This is a genomic window from Massilia sp. Root335, from assembly GCF_001425685.1.
GTDB lineage: Bacteria > Pseudomonadota > Gammaproteobacteria > Burkholderiales > Burkholderiaceae_D > Telluria > Telluria luteola.
Genome location: NZ_LMCY01000036.1, coordinates 59,539 through 61,716, shown reverse-complemented (window position 1 = coordinate 61,716; position 2,178 = coordinate 59,539). Strand labels below are relative to the sequence as shown.

The window sequence follows — 2,178 nt, the reverse complement described above, 5'->3', positions numbered from 1 at the left end:
CCTCGCCGTCGACCACAGCGAGGACAGCACGACGTTCCTGTCGATGATCTCGCGCATCCTGCAGCTGCTCCTCATCGACATCATGGCCGTCGGCATCTCGCTCGGCCCGGCCGGCGAAGCCGCGGGCGACGGCGACAGCGAACGCCGCCGCCTGCTGATCTCCCACCTCGACATCTGACCGGACCATCGTGGCGCGCGCGACATCGGCCACGATCGTCCTGACGGCGCTCGCGATGGCGGCATTCGCGGCGAACTCGCTGCTGTGCCGCGCTGCTTTGAGCGATACCGTGCGCGACGGCCACATCGATCCCGCGACGTTCGGCGCCGTCCGCGTGACGGCCGGCGCGCTCGTGCTGATCTGCGCGATGCGCGTCAAGCCACGTCCCGCGGCAAAGGCCGACTGGCGCGCCGCCGCCATGCTGTTCGCCTACGTCGCCGCGTTCTCGTTTGCCTACCTCACGCTGCCGGCGGGGACGGGCGCCCTGATCCTGTTCGGCGCCGTCCAGCTGACGATGTTCGCCGTCGGCCTCGCGGGCGGCGAGCGGTTCGCGCTGCCCGGTTGGATGGGATTGGCGCTGGCGGCCGCGGGCCTCGTCGTGCTCGTGCTGCCGGGCGTCGCGGCGCCGCCGCTGGCCGGCGCGGCGCTGATGGCCGTTGCCGGTGCCGCATGGGGCGCGTATTCGCTGCGCGGGCGCGGCGTGCCGGACCCGCTCGCGGCCACCGCGTCCAATTTTTTGCGCGCACTGCCGCTGGCGTTGCTGCTGGGTGTCGTGTTCGCCGCGCGCGCCCATGCGGACGCCGCCGGCATCGCGCTCGCCATCGCGTCCGGCGCGCTGACGTCGGGGCTCGGCTACGTGATCTGGTACGCGGCGCTGCGCGGCCTGACGGCGCTGCAGGCCGCGAGCGTGCAGCTGTCCGTGCCCGTGATCGCGGCCGTCGGCGGGACGTTGTGGCTGGACGAGGCGTTCACGCCGCGGCTTGCGGTGGCCGTCGTCGCGATCCTCGGCGGCATTGCGCTCGTGTTGACGGACCGGGCGCGCGGGCGGGGGTAGGGTGGCCGGCAAGATCCGTGCACCGGGCGCTTGCTGGCGGCTACAATCGGGCCAATCCAAGCGCGGCCACGCACATCATCCATCCGATCATGCTGACTCCAATGCAAGAGCACATCGCGTCTTCGGTTCCGGATTAACCGGCCGGTCAAGGCATCGGGGCTAACGCGGCAATCAATTTGCCCGGATGGTCGAGGTAAAGGAAGATATAGCGCGCTTCGTTTCGGGCGAGGCCGTGATGGGTGATCACGCAGCCGGCTTCCGGCGCAAGACACAAGACGATATTCGGCTTGTCGAATGGGGTCACGTTGACCGTATCTGCATGACCTAACGAGCGTTTGGCGCGCCACTCGTCCATCGACTCCCGCAAAAGAGAGATGTCTTCGATGGCTGTAAGCGGAATAAGCGCTTTGGCCCGCGCGCCGACCTGGAGATCAAGGTGGGTATCGGTAAGAACATGATAGCCGCTTCGAACCAACCAGCGGTCGCCCAGGAGCCAGACAACACCGTATGCAGCGGACAGGACGGCCGCCAGGTGGATGGTTTTGACCGCGACTGGATCGGCGATGAGCAAAGGCAGGATCGCCGCATCGATGGGCAGCTCGACAAGCGTGGAGAGTAAACCCAATGCGACGACAGTCGAATATGCGCTGCGTTCGTCGACGCTCAGCTTAACGCCGGCCGGACGCGCCGCGGCTGGCTGACGACGCACCCACCCGAAAAAGCCTCGCCATAATTCACGATCAACGCGGGCAAGACCTATCAGCGCCGGCGGGAAGCAGGCCGAAACGTATCGAAGGGCTCCTGCACGCTGCCATCGCAAATCACGCATCAGGACAAGGACTCGGGGTAGCTGCGCTACATCCTTGGCCGCAAAAAAGAGCAGCGGCATGGCCAGACCCAGCATCTTGACCGTGGGGCGCCAGGCCGCGGGCGCGACCAGTGCCGCGATTGCGATCACCGAGAATGCTCCCCAGGCATAACGGGACACGGTAAGCCAGGGCGTATCATCGAGTCGTGCTGCGTACTGCTTCAAGGTTTTGCGTTTCTGTAGCATGCGTCGGTCCCTTTTATGTTGTTAAAATAACACTCAATTTATTCTAACTGAAATTCGCCGGCAGCCTGACGG

Annotated in this window: 2 protein-coding genes; one reads left to right on the top strand and one right to left on the bottom strand. The window is 66.1% G+C overall.

Annotated elements, in window-relative coordinates; all coding sequences use genetic code 11:
• The first annotated feature begins 233 nt into the window (after positions 1-233).
• Positions 234-1,052: a DMT family transporter gene (locus ASC93_RS19630; RefSeq protein WP_082548185.1), complete on the top strand. Its 819-nt coding sequence runs from the start codon at positions 234-236 to the stop codon at positions 1,050-1,052.
• A 145-nt stretch (positions 1,053-1,197) separates the two neighbouring features.
• Here ASC93_RS19630 and ASC93_RS19625 read toward each other — a convergent pair whose 3' ends face one another.
• Positions 1,198-2,106 carry a hypothetical protein gene (locus tag ASC93_RS19625; RefSeq protein WP_056446216.1) on the bottom strand — a complete coding sequence of 303 codons (909 nt, stop codon included), beginning with the start codon at positions 2,104-2,106 and terminating at the stop codon, positions 1,198-1,200.
• Between the last annotated feature and the right edge of the window lie 72 nt (positions 2,107-2,178).